This is a genomic window from Bacillus sp. LBA3-1-1.1, assembly GCF_040676495.1.
GTDB lineage: Bacteria > Bacillota > Bacilli > Bacillales > Bacillaceae_G > Bacillus_A > Bacillus_A nitratireducens.
In genome coordinates, this window is record NZ_JBEGIB010000012.1 from 162,773 (window position 1) to 180,490 (window position 17,718).

The 17,718-nt window shown below is 33.7% G+C and carries 15 protein-coding genes and 4 pseudogenes; 15 read left to right on the forward strand and 4 right to left on the reverse strand.

Going from position 1 to position 17,718, the window contains the following annotated elements; genetic code table 11:
- Window positions 1-125 precede the first annotated feature (125 nt).
- On the forward strand, window positions 126-671 hold the full coding sequence (locus tag MRBLBA3_RS11790; protein WP_328023085.1) for a sigma-70 family RNA polymerase sigma factor: 546 nt from the start codon (window positions 126-128) through the stop codon (window positions 669-671).
- 1 nt (window position 672) lies between these two features.
- Window positions 673-1,284 (forward strand): PH domain-containing protein, encoded by a 612-nt coding sequence (locus MRBLBA3_RS11795; RefSeq protein WP_212089947.1) that lies wholly within the window; start codon window positions 673-675, stop codon window positions 1,282-1,284.
- Between the two features lie 226 nt (window positions 1,285-1,510).
- Here MRBLBA3_RS11795 and MRBLBA3_RS11800 read toward each other — a convergent pair whose 3' ends face one another.
- From MRBLBA3_RS11800 to MRBLBA3_RS11810, 3 genes are all read right to left on the reverse strand, one after another.
- On the reverse strand, window positions 1,511-2,236 hold the full coding sequence (locus tag MRBLBA3_RS11800) for a sulfite exporter TauE/SafE family protein (protein ID WP_363381356.1): 726 nt from the start codon (window positions 2,234-2,236) through the stop codon (window positions 1,511-1,513).
- Window positions 2,237-2,453: 217 nt separating this feature from the next.
- A complete protein-coding gene (locus MRBLBA3_RS11805) occupies window positions 2,454-3,680 on the reverse strand; it encodes an MFS transporter (RefSeq protein WP_363381357.1) in 1,227 nt (408 codons plus the stop codon).
- 312 nt (window positions 3,681-3,992) lie between these two features.
- Window positions 3,993-4,109 carry a YjcZ family sporulation protein gene (locus MRBLBA3_RS11810; protein WP_000007805.1) on the reverse strand — a complete coding sequence of 39 codons (117 nt, stop codon included), beginning with the start codon at window positions 4,107-4,109 and terminating at the stop codon, window positions 3,993-3,995.
- Window positions 4,110-4,390: 281 nt separating this feature from the next.
- Between MRBLBA3_RS11810 and MRBLBA3_RS11815 the strand changes: the two genes are divergently transcribed.
- Together MRBLBA3_RS11815 and hfq are read left to right on the forward strand one after the other, a co-directional pair.
- Window positions 4,391-4,609, forward strand: coding sequence for an aspartyl-phosphate phosphatase Spo0E family protein (locus tag MRBLBA3_RS11815; RefSeq protein ID WP_212089950.1), 219 nt, complete (start codon window positions 4,391-4,393; stop codon window positions 4,607-4,609).
- A gap of 55 nt (window positions 4,610-4,664) precedes the next feature.
- Window positions 4,665-4,853: an RNA chaperone Hfq gene (hfq, locus tag MRBLBA3_RS11820; protein ID WP_000400656.1), complete on the forward strand. Its 189-nt coding sequence runs from the start codon at window positions 4,665-4,667 to the stop codon at window positions 4,851-4,853.
- A 38-nt stretch (window positions 4,854-4,891) separates the two neighbouring features.
- On the opposite strand, the gene MRBLBA3_RS11825 is transcribed toward hfq, so the two are convergent.
- A complete protein-coding gene (locus tag MRBLBA3_RS11825; protein ID WP_000400778.1) occupies window positions 4,892-5,494 on the reverse strand; it encodes an HD domain-containing protein in 603 nt (200 codons plus the stop codon).
- Window positions 5,495-5,665: 171 nt separating this feature from the next.
- On the opposite strand from MRBLBA3_RS11825, the pseudogene MRBLBA3_RS11830 reads away from it, so the two are divergent.
- The 11 genes and pseudogenes from MRBLBA3_RS11830 to MRBLBA3_RS11880 all read left to right on the forward strand — a co-directional run bounded on the left by MRBLBA3_RS11830 (window position 5,666) and on the right by MRBLBA3_RS11880 (window position 17,710).
- Window positions 5,666-6,496 (forward strand): annotated as a pseudogene (locus tag MRBLBA3_RS11830) (MotA/TolQ/ExbB proton channel family protein).
- A gap of 19 nt (window positions 6,497-6,515) precedes the next feature.
- A pseudogene (locus tag MRBLBA3_RS11835) lies at window positions 6,516-7,104 on the forward strand (flagellar motor protein MotB).
- 150 nt (window positions 7,105-7,254) lie between these two features.
- Complete coding sequence (locus MRBLBA3_RS11840) at window positions 7,255-7,623, forward strand: response regulator (RefSeq protein ID WP_000940574.1); 369 nt, start codon at window positions 7,255-7,257, stop codon at window positions 7,621-7,623.
- Between the two features lie 128 nt (window positions 7,624-7,751).
- Window positions 7,752-7,904: pseudogene (locus MRBLBA3_RS11845) on the forward strand (Hpt domain-containing protein); the annotation flags it as partial.
- A 160-nt stretch (window positions 7,905-8,064) separates the two neighbouring features.
- Window positions 8,065-9,297, forward strand: coding sequence for an N-acetylmuramoyl-L-alanine amidase (locus MRBLBA3_RS11850; RefSeq protein ID WP_363381361.1), 1,233 nt, complete (start codon window positions 8,065-8,067; stop codon window positions 9,295-9,297).
- 547 nt (window positions 9,298-9,844) lie between these two features.
- Entirely contained in the window at window positions 9,845-12,580 is a 2,736-nt protein-coding gene (locus tag MRBLBA3_RS11855; RefSeq protein ID WP_363381363.1) for a sensor domain-containing protein, read from the forward strand.
- 156 nt (window positions 12,581-12,736) lie between these two features.
- On the forward strand, window positions 12,737-13,513 hold the full coding sequence (locus tag MRBLBA3_RS11860) for a TerC family protein (RefSeq protein WP_000377425.1): 777 nt from the start codon (window positions 12,737-12,739) through the stop codon (window positions 13,511-13,513).
- A 103-nt stretch (window positions 13,514-13,616) separates the two neighbouring features.
- Window positions 13,617-13,809: pseudogene (locus MRBLBA3_RS11865) on the forward strand (hypothetical protein).
- The gene (gene fdhF / locus MRBLBA3_RS11870; RefSeq protein ID WP_363381365.1) at window positions 13,778-16,717 is read left to right on the forward strand and encodes a formate dehydrogenase subunit alpha; all 2,940 of its coding nucleotides are present in this window, start codon (window positions 13,778-13,780) and stop codon (window positions 16,715-16,717) included. Before MRBLBA3_RS11865 ends, fdhF begins: the two are co-directional and overlap by 32 nt.
- A 15-nt stretch (window positions 16,718-16,732) precedes the next feature.
- Window positions 16,733-17,215: a DUF1641 domain-containing protein gene (locus tag MRBLBA3_RS11875; protein WP_000729918.1), complete on the forward strand. Its 483-nt coding sequence runs from the start codon at window positions 16,733-16,735 to the stop codon at window positions 17,213-17,215.
- A gap of 150 nt (window positions 17,216-17,365) precedes the next feature.
- Window positions 17,366-17,710, forward strand: a complete 345-nt coding sequence (locus tag MRBLBA3_RS11880) for a DUF2294 domain-containing protein (RefSeq protein ID WP_000041502.1) — start codon at window positions 17,366-17,368, stop codon at window positions 17,708-17,710.
- Window positions 17,711-17,718 lie beyond the last annotated feature (8 nt).

Consider the following 17,718-nt stretch of genomic DNA (forward strand, 5'->3'; position numbering starts at 1 on the left):
TATTTTGTTTGTTATCATATACATAGAAATAAAAATTAATAAATTTTTACAAAAGTGATAGAAAATGAGAATGAAATGCCAATAGTAAGTAAAAGCAGCTGCTAAAGGGGAACTGAGGAAGGATGATGTTTATGATTTTCGATTCTGAAGAGGATTTAATTATAGCTATGAAAAAACGCGATCAAGATGCTTTGAAAGAAGTGATTGATCAATATGGAAAATTAATTTTGTACATTATTCATAAATCATTAAGTACCCCTATTGAAAAACAATATGTGGATGATTGTTATAATGATGTATTTACTATCATTTGGTTTAATATCGAACAATTTGATATAGAAAAGGGAAACTTAAAATCTTGGATGATTGGTATTACTAAATTAAAGGCATTGGAATATAAAAAGAAAGTATATAAAGAGAATAAAATCGATAAAGACGTAGAAATAGATACAAGTGTCCATGATAGGTATGAAATAGAACAAGAAGAAGAGATTATGGAAATAGTTCAAGATTTAAATAAGAAAGATCGATATATCTTTTTAAAGAGGTATATTGATGGGTATTCCATTGACGATATTGCGAAAGAATTAAAAGTAACGGCGGATTATATATACAATCGAATTTCGCGTGGGAAGAAAAAACTTCAAAAACTGTGGAAAGGGAGTGTGTAATATGGATAAAAGATTATTATCGATGTTAAATGAGCTCCAATATTCAGAAGAAGAAATTACACGCTTAGAGAAGGAAGCGAATGAGTCTATAAATATAGATAAGTATTATGTGAGAAATGGAGAGTTATTAAAAAAATTAACTTTACAAATGTTAGAAGAGTCAATTGGCAATGAATTACAAGATGGTGAAGAAATTGAGAAGGAACTGTTAGTAGACGAAGGGGGTATGGTAAATAATAAAGTCATACCCAATATATTATACGCAGGAGCTACCTTTTATTATTATATCGTTTTAACAAATAAAAGGGTGATCATGAAAGGGTTAGATTGCTATTTTAAAAAGACAAATGAACATAGCATGCCAATAAAGGATATACAATCCGTTTCGCAACATAAAAAAATGAAAAATGTCTTTGAGATTAAATATAATAACAATTATATACAATTTGGAAGTGTTGCGTATGCACATGAAATCGCAATGATTATTATAGAGTTAAAAAAACGCGGAGTTAAGGTAGGAAAGTATACAGATTTAGAAAAAGGTTGGATGATTTTTTTCAGTGTATTTGTAATAGCAATGGGTAGTCTCCTTGCTTTACCATATTTAATATAAAAATAAAAAGCGGCATAATAGCCGCTTTTTATCGTTTAGTTAATATTCTATTGATGGTCTTCTAGCTTTAAAATATTTGTCTTATGAAAGAACGATGATTGGTATTACTAATTGTAAACTGACCATAAAGTTATTTAAGTTTTGATATAGGATACTACCTCGTACTTAAAAATATAGCAATAATTTCGTTTAAACTTATCTGTTATTGTACAATCTAAAACACCTTCTATAACAAATTCAAACTTTCAACAAGAAGATAAATACCTGTACAACTCAAAAGGATATATGTGAAAAGTTTAAAAATTCGTTGATTAAGCCATTTGAAAATAATTTGTCCTATAAACAAACCTAAAAATACAATTGGAATTGCATAAAAACTTGATTCCCAAATTGTTTTGTTCGTTCCAGTAAAGAGTATTTGAGTTATTAGACTAATGAAATATATAAACAGATAAAAAGCTAAAGTAGTTGCTCTCAACTTCTCTTTTTCAGTATTAGTTCCTGTAAAGTAAAGTAACAGGGGAGGCCCTGGCATACCGATACTTGTCGTTAAAAGCCCTGATAATCCACCAACTATAAAATCTCTAAATGGTGTTGATTTAACCTTAAAGTTGCATATTAGCATCAATGTTAATAGTAAGAGCAGGATGCTAATTGCTAATTTAAAAGCGTTTATGTTAATGGAAATGAAGAGTAAAATACCAAAAGGTACACCAACTATACCTCCAATAGTTAACCTTTTCAGTAGAATAAAGTCAATGTCCATTCTTATTTTCCAAATGAGTGATATTGAAATAATTAAGGATAGAATAATATTAATTTGTATAGCTTCTTGTGGTAAGAATAACATTAGTAAGAAAGGTGTTGCCATTATGGAAAAGCCAAAACCTGTACTTGTTTGCAAAACAGAAGCCACCAATATAATACATATGAAAATTAAAGTGATTCCCAAAATAGCCCTCCTATTTAATCAAATTCAATAAATATTTTAAGTCTAAAATCTAAGTGCAATCCTTCACAAACTTATTTATATTTTAACATAAATACTTAGTTTCTTCTCAAATAGCATTCACGTATAGGGCCCATTAACGAATATGGTTGACATTTTTAAATAATTGTATTGTTACGCAGCGCTAATAAATGAGATCAAATAAAATTTAGTGAAGAACCTATTGATTATCAATAGGTTCTTCACTAAGTTCCCCGCCATAAAACAAGAAAAGCCATATAAAACTAACAAAAATACAGCATATAGCTAACAAGCTACCAATTACTTGAGGAGAAAGGATTTCTAAAAGCCATCCTGTAATAAACATAGATAATTGAATAAACGATCCGTAGATGGAATAATGAAATGAAAAAACTTTACCAATCATGCTTTCTTGCGTATACGTTTGTAGTAATGTCGTATCAAGTGGAACGATGATTCCCCCTGCTATACGCATACAGAGTAATGTAATGATACCGATAATAAGTTGATCGGATAGAATGAATCCGAGAAAGAAAATTCCTTGTAGTAAATAGGCCCAACCAAATGCTCTTTTCATTTTGTTTTCATTTTTAGACATATAAAGATTAACGAGGAGACTGCCAATCATAAGCCCAGCCCCTTGAATCGTATATAAAATACCAATGTTAGTGTGGAAGATTCTTTCGGCATAGATTGTTAGCAGTAACTGATAGGCACCTCCAATAATGCCCCATGAAATGCCGACAAGAATTAATGTTAAAATAATTTTGCTTTGTAATATGTATGTATAACCATCTTTTATATCAGTAAAAAATGCTTTTTTCGTGGTAAAAGTATCACGAGCAGGAATACTCATTTTATAAATAATATAGGCTGAAATAAAGTATGATAGGCTATTAATAAAAAAGGCAATCTCGATACTTAAAGATTGTGCAATGATCCCACCTAAAGAAGCTCCCATAATAGACATAAAACCATTGATTGTACTAGAAAGAGAGTTAGCGGTTATTAAATGCTTTTGAAGTACGATATTTTTTAGAGTTGATTGCTTAGCAGGCTCGAATAAGCAAGAGAGTACTGATAAGCATATATTAGAAATGAAAATAATTTCAATTTTGTAGACTGCTAATAAATAAGTGAGGACGATAATTCCTCGTAAAATATCGGTGAAAATCATAATTTTCTTTTTTGAAAAACGGTCTACAATTCCGCCAATGAATGGGCTCAGAAGAAGTTGAGGTAACCCCTTGCTCATAAAGGTGAGTGCTAACATAAATGAAGATTCTGTTATGCTATAGACGAGTATTAATAAAGCGAAAGTATGAAACCAATCCCCAAGTACACTTAATGTTTGACCATAAAATAGTTTTTTAAAGTTTTTATTTGTTTTAAGCAGTATGGAATACGACATGGATTGTGTTGACATAAATAATTAATCCTGATCTATTGGTGATGTTTGTATATGTTTTTTCCATTCATTTAAATACATTTTTACTTCTATAAGTAGTTCAACATATAAGTGTACTTCGTAAAAAACTGTAATCATTGTAATCCTCCTTAGTAAAAATGTTTCTTATTCCATAGTAAACGATTTCTTGTTAGTTGAAATCACAAAAAAGATGGACATAAATTCATACGAAAGTATGAAAAAACAGCTCAAATATGAGCTGTTTTCGTATAGTTTTTAGTTAACATATTTTATTCATTTAGAGTTTAGCGAAAAGGATACGTATTATATTTAAAACCCTCCGCCGCCACCCCAACAGCTACATCCGATAATGATTAGAAGGATGAATAGCACGATGAGTAAAGCAAATCCACCGCCGAAACCAGCGCAACTACCACCAAAGCTCATGTTTTTTCCTCCTCTTTAGGAAATTAATCTATATAACTAATGGATTACTTTATAAGATATGTTTTTTATTTGGAAAAGGAGCAAGTCTTACTTTTAATTAGACAAGAGCCTGTGAGCCAATTTAGATATGACATACAATTAGTTTCATAGCACTTTTTGAAAGGGTAAAACAATATGGAAGCGTATAATAGGGGGACGTAGCTTACAATTACATTAAAATTTCTTTTCATAAATATAAAATTTGTAAAAAAAACCATTTTTTTATTTTTTTATTGGTAAAAATGTACTATAATTTTACAAGTAATATTATGGGAAAAGGGAGTTTTAGTATAGAGATGGAGATGGGGAAATTACACAATAAAATAGAACACAAAAAGAAAGAGTTAATTCAACTTGTTGCTAGGCATGGATTGGATCATGATAAAGTTTTGTTATTTAGTCGGGATTTAGATATACTAATTAATAAGTTTATGAATATAAAAGACAAAGTATATAAGTAATTGATCTTTAATTTTTTATATTAGGATTATTTACTGGTAAAGGAGAGGACAGTTATTGGAACATTTACAAGAAGAGTTGTATAAACAAATAAAAGAAGAAAAAGGTGCAGTTACTATATTCTTAAAGAGCGGAGTAAGAATAGTAGGGGAAGTAGTTGGAGTAGATAGATTTACAGTATTAATGTTAGTAGATGGAAAACAACAACTTATTTATAAGCAAGCAATATCAACAATTATGAAATAAGACACTCGAAATGAGTGTCTTATTTCATAATTAAATGGTTACTGCTTGCATGCTTCAACGTCAATGCCAGCAGCGAGTAATTTTTTTTCTCCGTCTTGTTCAATGATTTTTTGTAATTTAGATAAAAAAGAGTCAAAATCTGTATGTTTACCAACTTGGAAAGTCATTTTATGCTCAATTGGTAGCCAAGTATCAATATCAGCTTCGTTATGCTGAATTTTCACTTCAAGTTTATCAAGCGCGTTAGCAACTTTTGCTTCATACGTTTCTTTCGCTTCGAATTCCATCCATAAATCGTATAATTCCTCGCCAAGAGAACCTTCTAGTGTACGTTTAATATTTAAAATAGCCTCTTGTTCGTTTTTTTGTTTTTGTAATTGTAATTCACGGCTATTCATCGTATCAAAGGCGGGGATGTCACCAGCTTCTGCTTCAACAAGATCGTGAATTATAACCATTTTAAGTAATTTTTCTATGTTTACTTTTTGATCCAAATAAGGCTCAACTAAGATAGCCATTAAGGACATACGCCACGTATGCTCTGCAACACTTTCTTGACGTCCGTTTGAAAGCCAACTGTGTCGCATTTCGTATTTTAGTTTTTCTGCTAATGCAATGACCTGTAAAATATTATGTTCCATAGGAATCCTCCTCACATTGCTATAGTATAATTCTAGTATAGAAATGAAATGTGTCAATTTTATTAGTATATTGCGATAAACAGATTATAAGCGTATAATGAATATCATATGCGAAAACGCATTATTAAAATAAAAAAATGTTTTATAAAAATGAAAAGGAAGGTCAGGAATATGGGAGATGAAAATCAAGTATTAGCTAGACTACAAAGAAAAAAAGGAAGTTTGATATTTCTAGCCCAATTGGCATTATAGTAGGTTTTGCGAATGTAATAGCGGCAATCATGTTTGGCGGCGGTGGAATAAAAGGTTTTAAAAACTTCTTAGATGTTTCATCTATATTAATTGTCGTAGGGGAACAACAGCGACAATCGTTGTGGCATATAGATTTGGAGAAATAAAAAAATATATGAAAAGTATTTTTAATGTTTTACATAGAATAGAAGAAGATTTAGGACAGTTAACTGATTTGTTTGTTGATTTTTCAAAAAAATCGAAAAAACATGGGTTGCTTTCATTAGAAGTTGATGGAGAGCAAGTAGACAATTTTTTATTCAAAAGGGAATTCGTTTAATGTTAAGCGGCTATGATAAAGTGGAATTAAAAGTAATGTTAATGAAAGATGTTGAAACTGAAGTATATGAGTTAAGAAAAGGAGCAACATTATTAGATTAGATTGGTGATTTCGCTCCAGCATGGGGCATGATAGGAACGTTAATAGATCTTATCATTATGCTTCAAAACTTACAAGATACTTCACAAATGGGTAAAGGGTTGGCCGTTGCAATGTTGACGACATTATATGGATCTATTATTGCAAATATGATTGCAATACCGCTATCTGAAAAAGTGTATCGTGGTATTGAGGGTTTGTATACAGAGAAGAAGTTTGTAATAGAAGAAATTTCAGAGCTGTACCGATGACAAATTCCTTCCAAATTAAAGTTGAAACTCGATACATACGTGTATGAAACGAAGATAAAAAAAGAAAAACGAGCAGCCTAGCAGTTTGAGGAGTGACATGATGAGAAAACGACCGCAAAAAGGATCGCCTCGTTGGATGACGACTTTTACTGATTTAACGATGTTATTGCTAATTTTCTTTGTATTACTAGTTGCGACTTCAAAGCAAGATACAGTAATATTATCAAAGATATTTGAAAAGTTCAGTGATGTAGAGCAAGTAGGTGCAAAAGTAACGGAAAATACAATGCCAGATATTTCACATGAAAAAATGATGAAAAAGCAGTTGCAAAAAAGCACATGGATGAATTGTATAAAAAGTTAAAAGCATATGTGGATAATAATGGTGTTAGTCAAGTGAATGTATACCGAGAAGATACAGGTGTTAGCATCGTTATAGTAGACAATTTAATATTCGATACGGGTGATGCGAATGTTAAGCCGGAAGAGAAAGAAGTAATTAGTCAATTAGTAGGATTCTTCCAATCGGTACCAAATTCAATTTTTGTAGAAGGACATACAGACAGTAGACCGATTCATAATGAAAAATGCCCTTCCAACTGGGAATTATCTTCAGCGCGTGCAGCTAATATGATTCACCACAAAATTGGGAGAAGAACCGCCGCGTTGTAATATATATTAAGGAATAATATATTTATATTTTAGTAATAAAATAATAAATATACAGAATTTCTTTTAAAAAATATTAAATTTTATCGTTTTATTTTGTATAATGAGTGAGAATGATAAGGTGAAATATTAAGATATTTTTATACATAGTAAGGAGAGAACCGAAAAGAATGGCACATAAAATTTTAGTTGTAGATGATGCGATGTTCATGCGAACAATGATTAAAAACTTGTTGAAAAGTAATTCTGAATTTGAGGTTATCGGTGAAGCAGAGAATGGGGTAGAAGCAATCCAAAAGTATAAAGAGATTCGACCTGATATTGTAACACTAGATATTACGATGCCTGAAATGGACGGACTTGAAGCATTAAAAGAAATTATGAAAATTGATTCGAGTGCAAAGGTTGTCATTTGTTCCGCGATGGGACAACAAGGTATGGTATTAGATGCAATTAAAGGCGGGGCAAAAGACTTTATTGTAAAGCCATTCCAAGCGGATCGTGTAATCGAAGCTTTAACAAAAGTAGCAAACAGCTAATATAGAAGGGGTGCCACAAGGAATCAAAACAATGATAGTAGATAGATATGTGGACCCCTTTTTCTTGTTTTAAAACACTAAATCGTTATACATAAATGAAATGTTTGTTAGACAGATAGGGGATTAAAATGCAAACAGATCTATTAAATATATTTTTTGAAGAAGCAGAAGAACATTTACAGTCGCTAAATGAAAATGTGCTAAATTTAGAACGGAATCCTGCCGATATGGAAGTCGTAGGAGAAATATTCCGCTCAGCTCATACATTTAAAGGTATGTCTCAGGATTCTTTTCGGAATAATAGTTCGATTTGTATTTTGTATCTTTAATATGTGGATTATACGAATTTAATCTATTCTTTATTCTAAGTCGTATTATTTAAAGATTAACTATAAATGATATATTTACCAAGTTGTAATAATTTTTTAGAGGTGTTACATTTTGAAATACAAATTAATTGCTACAGGAATTCTTGCTGGAAGTCTACTATCCTATTCATCTAGTGCATTTGCAAATACTCATAAATTCCCAGATGTTCCTGCATGGGCTGACAAATCCGTTAATTATTTAGTTGATAAAAAAGTATTGAGTGGTTATCCAGATGGACCTTTTGGTTCAAGCGATACATTAGATAGAGCTTCTGCGGCAACAATTATGACAAAGGCCCTTGGTATACATATTGACTTAAATGCAAAACCATCTTTTACAGATTCACAAAACCACTGGGGAACGCCATACATTGCCGCAGCTGAAAAAGCAGGAATAATTAAAGGTGAAGGAAATGGAATATTTAATCCTTCTGGAAAAGTTACTCGTGCTGCTATGGTTACCATGCTAGTGAATGCATATAAACTACAAAATATAAGCACTAGCAATGGACAAAGTAAATTTGAAGATTTAAAAGGGCATTGGGGTGAAAAATCCGCCAATATTTTAATTGATTTAAAAATTTCAGTTGGTACAGATAACGGCTGGCAACCAAATAAATTCATAACACGTGCAGAAGCCGCACAACTTACTGCCAAAACAGATACCCTTCAATCCAGTCCGAAAAATCCTTTAGAAAATAAAACAATCATTATTGATCCTGGACATGGTGGCGAAGATCCTGGAAAAGCCACAAAGGGATTGCCTGAAAGTAAAATTGTATTAGACACTTCCTTACGCCTACAACAATTACTTGAAAAACATACACCATTTACAGTTTTATTAACTCGTAAATCTGATACTAGACCTGGACATGATCAAAAAAGCTCTTTACAGGAACGTGTTAAATTTGCTAAGCAAAATCAGGGGGATATCTTTATAAGTATTCATGCAAATGCTTATAATGGTAATGCAAAAGGAACAGAAACATACTATTATAAATCTTCTGAATCCGAAAAAACAAATCCGCATGTGGAAGAAAGTCATGTGTTAGCGGAAAAAATCCAAGCGCGTTTAGTAGAGGCCCTTCAAACACGTGATAGAGGCGTTAAACATGGAGATCTTCATGTTATAAGAGAAAACGGCATGCCAGCTGTGTTAACGGAACTGGCTTTTATAGATAATGGTATCGATTACAGTAAACTATCTACGGCAAACGGTAGACAGATTGCAGCACAAGCCATTTATGAAGGGATTTTAGATTATTATGAATGGAAAGGAAATAATGTATCCGAATATAGGTTGTAATAAGTACAAGGAAATTTAGTAATTCTAGGAATAAGTAATTTATAAATTGCTAAAGTATAGTTTTGTTATTTGAAATGTGTTTTAGTTTTATAGTGTATACTGGCGCCGACTTATTAAGGATTATAAATAAGTCGGTGTTTAAGTTAGCGTACTTAATGAATACTATAGAAGTTATGAAGAAAAAAAGATAAATAGATAGGGGCATACACCTACATTCATTATTTTTACGTGAAATTTTAATTTGAAAATAGTTAAGTTATATGATTCAGATGGGCAGTATACAATGAGTTCAAAGAAAACATTCTTTGAACTCATTAGCTATTAAATAAACTTGTTACATAAATAGTTCGTATAACAATAATTGATAGTGTTAAGGCCATAGCTGTTCATATTTTTTTGTAATTCCTGTTATGGAATTGTTAAATATTTGCAGGTGTAATGTAAGGCTGCTTTATTTTGAAAGAAATCTTTTGAAATGGTCATAATATGAATAATAATTAGAAACACATTTTTTAAAAATGATGAAAGACTTAAGAAGGTGAATATATTGCTTAAACATTCACATTTGCAATTTATTTTATTAACAATAGCTCTAATATTCTATATAAGCTTTTGTTTTATATTTTTATTTGTTTTCCCGAATCATTATTTTGTATCAGATTTTAATATCCGCCTATCATCCTTAGTTGTTGAAACTACTGTATTTATCTCATTACTTTATTCTATATTATCCGGAAAAATTAAGTTAGGAGTATTCTGGGTTTGCATTACTATTGCAATAGGGTGTTTCTTGATAGGGAATTTTATATCCGCTTTTCAAGTACTTAATGTAGAATTGCCGATACAAAATTTTAATATCTCTGATGTGTTTTTGTTGTTTTTCTTATTCTTCTTTCTCATTGCATTCTTTTATAAAATCATTATGGAATGTAACAAGTGGGAAAAAGCGTATTTAATTTGTGATTTATGTATTGTTGTTACTGCCATTTTTACATTAGAGTGGTACCTGTTTAATAAACCTTCTGCAAATATCTTATTCTTATCAATTGGAGATGTTTTTCTCTCATTTATTTTTCCGATTATAGATTTATTACTTCTTTTATTAGGAGTTAGTCTAATCTTTCGACCAGCTATTTTTAATGCGAAAAGTAAATTATTTATTTTTATCCTCGTATTAACTGGATTGGCTATTACGGACTACTTGTATTTTTACTTACAAGATGATTTGTCAGATCGTTCACTTATATTATTAAGGTGTTTGTATAGAGTTTTCCTTTTATTTATCGCTATTGCTGCTTCGATCTCAAAGAATGCATCTTCTAGAAGGAATTATTTCATTATCGATCCCACATTTGGGAAGAAACTTCTTGTTATATTTCCTTATCTTGCAGTTGCGGTATTAATTGGCTTTACTTTAAAAGAGCAAACTTCCTCGGCTACACTTATTACTGGGAATTGTATTGCATTTGTATTTGTGCTGATTCGTCATACTATCGTACGAATGCAAAACAGAGATTTAACTGAAATGTTAAAAGTGTTTAATAATCAATTAGAACAAAAAGTATCTCAAAGAACAGAAGATTTAATAAACAAATCCGATGACTTGGTCAAAAATCAAGAGAGATTTAAGTCATTATATGAGTATCATCCAGATCCTATTTTAACGATTAATTCAAATGGTACTGTGTTAAATATAAACCAGGCTGGAAGTATGTTATTAGGAAAAAACAGTGATGAATTAATAGGTAAAGAGTGCTTCTCGATTTTTTTAGACGAAGATAGATCTGAATTGGAAGCAGCTCTACAGGAAGGGAAACGATGCAGTTCGGCTTCGTTACAATTACGTGTGAAAAATAATAATGAGAAGGACATTCATTTTTGGTACGTCACCATTGTTCCTATTATGATAGAAGGACAAACTTTTGGGAGTTATGTAATGGTAAAAGACATTACGAGAATGAAGAAACAACAAGATGAGATAAACTATCTAGCATTCCATGATACAGTGACGGAGATTGGAAATCGAATATTCTTCCAACAAGAATTAGAAAAATCCATTGAGCATGCACGAAAAACGCAGGGTGAATTTGGACTCTTGTATATAGATTTAAATCGTTTTAAGACCATTAACGATACACTGGGACATTCAATTGGTGACAGTGTTTTAAAAGAAGTTGCTAAACGTTTTAGGACATGTCTGTCACCGGCTATTCCTCTAGCGAGAATAGGGGGAGATGAGTTTGCGATCATAGTCCATAACCACACAGATCAACAGCTATTGGATTTGTGTGAAACTCTATTTCGTATAACTGAAGAACCATTTGTAGTTAATCAACATAGTTTTTATTTATCTCTTAGTATAGGAATAGCGGTGTATCCGTTTGGAGGAATAAATACTACTACACTTTTACAACATGCTGATATTGCTATGTATAGTGCAAAGGAAAAAGGTAATAATGCTGTTTGCATGTATGACGAGACATTATCAAAAAAAATAACAAGACAATTACGATTAGAACAGGATTTACCGAAGGCATTAGAAAATAATGAGTTGTTTTTATTATATCAACCACAAGTTGACAGTAAGACTGGTATGGTTATTGGTGCAGAGGCTTTAATTCGTTGGCAACATCCAGAACTGGGACTTATTTCTCCTTTTGAATTTATACCTATCGCGGAAGAAACGTCGCAAATTATTCCAATTGGGAAATGGACGTTACAGGAAGCGTGTCGACAACTGAAAAAGTGGCATTCTGCAGGCTATGCAAATCTAAAAATGGGGATAAATTTATCAGCTATAGAGTTTGAACAGAAAGATTTTGTTCAAGCAATCATATCTACCATAGAAGAAGTAGGGGTACCTGCTAGTTCGATTGATTTAGAATTAACAGAGAGAATAGCAATGGTAGATGAAAAAGAAACCTTATCGAAGTTAAAAGTATTAAAATCATATGGTGTACATTTATCAATTGACGATTTTGGTACAGGGTATTCTTCATTAGCATATCTCCCTTTGTATCCAATTGATACCTTAAAAATTCCAAGAGAATTTGTTAATAGGATCGAAAATTCTACTGATGGAAATGAAATTATTCATACCATTATTTCACTAGCGCATACTTTAAACATGAAAGTGATCGCAGAAGGGGTGGAAACGAAGGAACAATTAACAGTGTTACAACGTAATGCATGTTATCTAATTCAGGGCTATTACTACAGTAAACCTGTAAGTGAAGATGAATTCATCAAGTTTTTAAGCACAATGTCGCGTCACCTTTTCTAAGAAAACCACAATCTAGATTTGTTTTTTGTTGAAATTATAACAAATAGAGGACAGCAAAGTGACTGTCAAAATGTTTTAGCATTTAATTTGGCTTAATAGGAAATTCTAATGAGCAAAGACCTTATCTGATTTTAGTTTTAGAAAGGAGAGAAGCGGATGGATTCAATATGGCTAGAGTATGCTTGGGCATTGTTAATTTTAATCGGATTAGAAGGATTGTTATCGGCTGACAATGCCCTTGTACTAGCAGTTATAGCCAAGCATTTACCCGAAGAAGAGAAAAAAAGAGCTATAAATTACGGAATTATTATGGCCTTTGTTTTTCGATTCGCAGCCCTTTTTGCTATATCATTTATTGCAAATGTTTGGCAAATACAGGCGATAGGAGCAGCTTATCTTCTTTACTTAGGATTAAAGCATGTCATTCAGGCGCAATTCGGAAAAAATAATCAAAATATTCACAAGGAAGATGAAAAGGAAGCAGCAGGAAAAAGCTACTGGTTCACAGTAGGAAAGATTGCATTAGCTGACCTTGCTTTTGCGATTGATTCAATATTAGCTGCAGTCGCTCTTGCCCTCGGTCTTCCGGATTCACCGCTAGAAGATTTCGGTGGTATGGATGGAGGACAATTCATAGTTGTACTTCTCGGAGGAATTGCCGGACTTATTTTAATTAAATTTGCGGCAACTTGGTTTGTACAATTACTGGAGAAACGTCCGGCACTGGAAACAACAGCATATGCAATTGTTGCCTGGGTCGGCGTCAAACTTGCTGTAATTACACTTGCCCATGAGGATATCGGTATTTTAAGTCATGATTTTCCGCACAGTACAACTTGGACTTTAATCTTCTACGGAGTATTAGTTGCTATCGCACTAATTGGCTGGTTTGCACCGGGAAGTAAGTCATCTCAGAATAATCCTGAAAGGTAGTAAAAAGGTCAGAGCATTATGTGCTGTGACCTTTTTATCATTTTGATATTGTGTATTTTTGGATTTAACGCTATAATTACAGTGTTAAAGATGGAATCGTGATATGACCTGTTATGAATCTATCATTTTATTTATGAATAAATGGACTGGTATTTTAGCAAGATGTGCTAATAAACTACTCCACCATGATGATAACGTGCCAAAAATGTGGTGCGTATATTTTCGTGGTGGAGTTTTTTTTATTCTCAAAAAGGGGGAGTCACCATGAACGACAGCATGGTTCATATTACAATTGACGGCAAAGAATATAGTGCTGATCCTGGTTCAACGGTACTAGGCATCATTAATGAGAACGGAATTGAACATCCACAAATTTGTTACGTGCCGGAAGTGGATCCTATTCAAACGTGTGATACTTGTATTGTAGAAGTGAATGGAGAGCTAGTGCGATCATGTTCTACAGTAGTGACGGACGGTATGGATATCGAGTTGTCCTCTATTAGTGCGAAGGCAGCACAACATGAGGCGATGGACCGTTTACTAGAAAATCACTTACTTTACTGTACGGTATGTGACAACAATAACGGGAATTGTAAATTGCATAATACGGCAGAATTAATGGAAATTGAGCATCAAAAATATCCTTATGAGCCAAAAGTTGATGCAAGCGAAGTTGATATGTCTCATCCATTTTATCGCTATGATCCGAATCAATGTATCGCGTGCGGTCAATGTGTAGAGGTGTGTCAAAATTTACAAGTTAATGAAACGTTATCTATTGATTGGGAGGCAGAGCGCCCACGTGTTATTTGGGATGACGGAGTAGATATTAACGATTCTTCATGTGTAAGTTGCGGTCAATGTGTAACGATTTGTCCTTGTAATGCTTTAATGGAGAAATCGATGCTTGGTGAAGCTGGATTTATGACTGGGCTGAAGCCGGATATTCTTGAACCTATGGTCGATCTTATTAAAGAGGTTGAACCTGGATATAGCGGTATTTTCGCTGTGTCAGAAGTAGAAGCTGCGATGCGTGACACTCGTACGAAGAAGACGAAAACAGTATGTACGTTTTGTGGTGTAGGTTGTTCATTTGAAGTATGGACGAAAGGGCGCAAAATTTTAAAGGTGCAACCAACTTCTGAGGCACCAGTTAATGCAATTTCCACTTGTGTAAAAGGAAAATTCGGTTGGGATTTCGTTAATTCTGAAAAACGACTTACGAAACCTTTAATTCGTAAAAATGGAGTGTTCGTTGAATCGACTTGGGAAGAAGCGCTTCATGTAGTGGCGAATAAATTGGGCTCTATTAAAGATGAGTACGGTAAAGGCTCTATCGGCTTTATTTCTTCTTCTAAAATTACGAATGAAGATAATTATGTTATTCAAAAATTAGCGCGTCAAGTGTTCGAAACGAATAACATTGATAACTGCTCACGTTATTGTCAATCACCAGCGACAGATGGATTGTTCCGTACAATTGGTATGGGCGGAGATGCAGGGACGATTAAAGATATCGCACAATCAGGTCTCGTTATTATCGTCGGTTGTAATCCAACAGAAGGTCATCCAGTATTAGCGACACGTGTGAAACGTGCGCATAAACTGCACGGTCAAAAACTAATTGTTGCAGATCTTCGTAAAACTGAAATGGCAGAGCGTTCAGATATCTTTATTAGTCCAAAGCAAGGAACAGACCAAGTATGGTTAATGGCTATTACGAAATATATGATTGATCAAGGTTGGCACGATCAGCAGTTCATCGATGAAAATGTAAACTTCTTTGATGATTTCAAAGGTAGTCTCGCGGAATATACGCTTGAATACGCAGAAGAGATTACAGGCATTTCAAAAGAAACGCTCGTTAAAATGGCAGAAATGATTCGTGATGCAGATGGTACGTGTATTCTTTGGGGAATGGGGGTAACGCAAAATACCGGTGGTTCAGATACCTCCGCTGCAATTTCAAACTTACTACTTGCAACAGGAAACTATCGTCGCCCAGGTGCTGGTGCATATCCGCTTCGAGGTCATAATAACGTACAAGGTGCTTGTGATATGGGAACACTTCCAGGCTGGCTTCCAGGATATCAGCACGTTACTGACGATGTAGAACGTGCGAAATTTGAAATAGCTTACGGAGTAAAAATTGATAACAAACCAGGTCTTAATAATATTGAAATGCTTCACGCAATTGATGAAGGGAAAATGAAAGCTATGTACCTTGTTGGAGAGGATATGGCTCTTGTAGACTCTAACGCAAATCACGTACATGAAGTGTTATCAAGCCTTGAGTTCTTTGTCGTTCAAGATGTGATCCTTTCTAAAACAGCTCAATACGCTGATGTAGTATTACCAGCAGCGCCATCTCTTGAGAAAGAAGGTACTTTTACAAATACAGAGCGTCGTGTACAAAGGTTATATCAAGTACTTCCGACGCTAGGAGATGCGAAACCAGACTGGTGGATCGTGCAGGCAATTGCTAATAAGTTAGGCGCAAATTGGAACTATGGTCATCCAAGTGAAATCTTTTCGGAAATGGCGAGTTTATCACCACTATTCGCACACGCAAACTATGAAGTACTTGAAGGGTGGAACAGTTTCCACTGGGGAAGTTTTGATGGTACGAATACGCCGCTTCTATTCAAAGAAGGATTTAACTTCCCGGACAAAAAGGCTCGTTTTGCGATAGCTGATTGGGTACGTCCTGCTGCATTCCCAGCAGAATACGATCTTCACATTAATAACGGTCGTATGCTTGAACATTTCCATGAAGGGAACATGACAAATAAATCAACTGGTATTCAATCGAAAGTACCAGGTGTTTTCGTCGAAGTTTCTCCAGAACTTGCACTAGAACGTGGAGTGAAAACGGGATCGTTAGTACGCCTTGTTTCTCCATTCGGAGCACTTAAATTACGTGTACTTGTAACGGATCGTGTAAAAGCGAATGAACTGTATTTACCGATGAATTCGACGGATAAAGAATCGGCAATTAATTTCTTAACAGGTCCTGCCGTTGACTTGCGTACAAACACGCCTGCATATAAACAAACGAAAGTACGTATGGAAGTGTTAGAAGTTGATGGCGAAAATCCGATGCCAAAAACGAACCCACGTAATAAAAAGCGTCATCCTCAAAACGGTATTGAGGTAAATCGTAAGTGGGATCGTCCAGGATACGTACATTTAACGGATAACTAAGGGGGAGAAAAGAATATGGCAGCACCTATTCAAGCGATCCAGAAGCAGGAGCTAACCGAGGAAGAAATGAAACAACAAAAACTCGAAGACTTAAAAGAACTGCTAGCTAATAATGAAGATGCTTTAAATCAAATGTTTAATATAGTAGGTGAACTAAATGACATAGGGATGCTGGAAGCTGCAAATTCTATGCTGAAAGCGAAAGAACCAATCGCAAAAATCGTTCTAGGCCAAGTCACTCGTGAACCAGTTACAAATTTAATTAATAATATGATGGGCGCTGCAGGAGCTTTAACAGAACTTGATCCGGAACTTACGAAAAAGCTTGTAGGTAGTGTATTAACAGGTATGGATGAAGGAAACCAGCATTTGCAAAGTAATAAAAAAGTAGGAATATTAGACCTTATGAAAGTACTGAAGGATCCAGATATTAATCGTGCTATCGGATTTGGTCTTCATTTCTTAAAAGGTATGGGTAAAGGGTTAAAAGAAGAATAGATAAGCAACAATAATAGTATTTCATATGTTGCTTGCGTACTTGAGATAAGTGTACAATATGATCCATTTCGTCTCAGTATTAAATAGTTTAGACGAAATGGTCATTTTGTTAAAATAGTTGTGATGGAATATTTGGGGAGGAATGAGAGTATGTCAAAAATGGTACATGAATTTAATGATATGATCCGAAAGCTTCGAAAAGAGTTGTTCGGGAAAGGACCGGAACGAATTCATACTGTATTTACTGAAAACATGGCGATTGCTACATTATATGGGAACTTGACACCTACAGAGAAATTCATTTCGGGAACTATGGATGGTGCGGAAATGGTTCATATGGCTCGAACAAAAATGATTCAAGAAGTGTATGCGGCTAATCCTCATGAACATTTAGAAGAACTTGTTGGTGCGAAGTTAGTTCATCTGTTTTCTGATATGAAAGTAGATGAAGATATTGCAGTTTCCGTGTTTGTCTTTGATAAAAATATAACGTGAGAGAAGGA

Bases quoted from the DNA above. Each gene is read 5' to 3' on its own strand.
- MRBLBA3_RS11790 (WP_328023085.1), top strand. From the start codon at position 126: ATGTTTATGATTTTCGATTCTGAAGAGGATTTAATTATAGCTATGAAA.
- MRBLBA3_RS11795 (WP_212089947.1), top strand. From the start codon at position 673: ATGGATAAAAGATTATTATCGATGTTAAATGAGCTCCAATATTCAGAA.
- MRBLBA3_RS11805 (WP_363381357.1), bottom strand. From the start codon at position 3,680: ATGTCAACACAATCCATGTCGTATTCCATACTGCTTAAAACAAATAAA.
- MRBLBA3_RS11810 (WP_000007805.1), bottom strand. From the start codon at position 4,109: ATGAGCTTTGGTGGTAGTTGCGCTGGTTTCGGCGGTGGATTTGCTTTA.
- MRBLBA3_RS11815 (WP_212089950.1), top strand. From the start codon at position 4,391: ATGTACTATAATTTTACAAGTAATATTATGGGAAAAGGGAGTTTTAGT.
- MRBLBA3_RS11825 (WP_000400778.1), bottom strand. From the start codon at position 5,494: ATGGAACATAATATTTTACAGGTCATTGCATTAGCAGAAAAACTAAAA.
- MRBLBA3_RS11840 (WP_000940574.1), top strand. From the start codon at position 7,255: ATGGCACATAAAATTTTAGTTGTAGATGATGCGATGTTCATGCGAACA.
- MRBLBA3_RS11860 (WP_000377425.1), top strand. From the start codon at position 12,737: ATGGATTCAATATGGCTAGAGTATGCTTGGGCATTGTTAATTTTAATC.
- fdhF (WP_363381365.1), top strand. From the start codon at position 13,778: ATGAACGACAGCATGGTTCATATTACAATTGACGGCAAAGAATATAGT.
- MRBLBA3_RS11875 (WP_000729918.1), top strand. From the start codon at position 16,733: ATGGCAGCACCTATTCAAGCGATCCAGAAGCAGGAGCTAACCGAGGAA.
- MRBLBA3_RS11880 (WP_000041502.1), top strand. From the start codon at position 17,366: ATGTCAAAAATGGTACATGAATTTAATGATATGATCCGAAAGCTTCGA.